The organism is Lacihabitans sp. LS3-19 (genome assembly GCF_024343575.1).
In the GTDB taxonomy this organism is placed as follows: domain Bacteria; phylum Bacteroidota; class Bacteroidia; order Cytophagales; family Spirosomataceae; genus Leadbetterella.
This window is the reverse complement of record NZ_RJUA01000068.1, coordinates 1-1,484: the sequence shown is the minus strand read 5'-3', so window position 1 is coordinate 1,484 and position 1,484 is coordinate 1. Positions and strand designations below refer to the sequence as shown.

Here is a 1,484-nt window from a genome sequence, read left to right as displayed (position 1 = left end):
AGAATCACAATTCACATTTTTATCAAGGCCAACACTTCTCAAATTCTGCTGAAGATTGGAATTTATTTTTAAAAATCCCAACTGATAATTATGCCCATGCCATTCGACTAGAGAGAAAAATCAAATCTATGAAAAGCTCAAAATACATTTCCAACTTGAAAAAATATCCAGATTTAATTACTAAAATTTTAGAAGAAACAAAGAATTAAGCAACTGACTCTCCCGAAAGCTTTCGGGACAGTAGGTGCCTGGTTCGATCCCAGGTGGGCCCACAATCCTCTTCAAATTTGAAGAGTTTTTTTTTATTAATAAAGTTAAGGTAAAAGTTAATGCCTTAATTTCCCCTTTTTTTTAGAACTTTGTACTGTAAATTTTCTCCAAAACATTTTAATCTATTTTGACAAACAAACGCAAAATATTCAATGATCCAGTTTATGGTTTCATAACTATACCTTCGGATTTTATATTTGAAATAGTACAACATCCATATTTTCAAAGACTTCGTAGGATAAAACAATTGGGTATGGCGGAATTGGTTTATCCAGGGGCCTTTCATTCGAGGTTTCAGCACGCATTAGGAGCTATGCACTTAATGAATGAGGCTCTGAATACTTTGCAAAGCAAAGGTTTGCTAATTATGGAAGTTGAAAAAGAAGCTGCACAAGTGGCGATTCTTTTGCACGATATTGGCCATGGCCCTTTTTCACATGTTTTAGAATATGCTTTACTGAAAGGTGTCAATCATGAAGCCATTTCCTTATTATTAATGGAAGACCTAAACAAGCAATTTGATGGAAAATTAAGCTTGGCAATTGAAATGTTTAAAGGAACCTATAATAGAAGTTTTTTTCATCAATTGATTTCTAGCCAGTTAGACATGGACAGGATGGATTATCTAAATAGAGATAGTTTTTATTCGGGCGTGGCTGAAGGAAAAATCGGAGCAGAAAGAATCATAAAAATGCTAAATGTAGTTGATAATGAGTTGGTTGTTGAAGAAAAAGGACTCCTAAGTGTCGAGAACTTCTTGGTAGCTAGAAGGCTAATGTATTGGCAAGTATATCTTCATAAAACTTCGATTTGTTCCGAAACTATGGTTTTGAAGATTTTCGAAAGGGTAAAAGACCTAATAGCCGATGGAATTACAATTGAAATCCCAAGAAATCTGGAAGTATTTATTAAGGAAAATATAAGTTTGGATGATTTCAAAAACGATAATAAGTATTTGCAGAATTTCATTCAATTAGACGATACAGATATATGGTATGCATTAAAATCATGGCAATCCCACAGTGACCAAACGCTTTCTTTGCTTTGCAAAAATTTGATAGAGCGAAATCTCTTCAAAATAAAAATCGAAGTGGGCCTAAATACAGAAGAAATAGAGAGAGGATTTCTAGAAAAATTACACAATAAAAACATTCCAAAATCTCTCCAAAAATACTACTATAAAATAGGTAATATAAGCAACAGTGGATATGCTT

2 protein-coding genes are annotated in these 1,484 nt (G+C 33.0%); both read left to right on the top strand.

The features are described 5' to 3' along the window. Positions 1-209, top strand: a 209-nt coding sequence (locus EGI22_RS15345; protein WP_255069321.1) for a hypothetical protein, incomplete at its 5' end; no start/stop codon positions are given. Between the two features lie 188 nt (positions 210-397). Then, on the top strand, positions 398-1,484 hold a 1,087-nt coding region (locus tag EGI22_RS15340; protein ID WP_255069320.1), incomplete at its 3' end, for an HD domain-containing protein.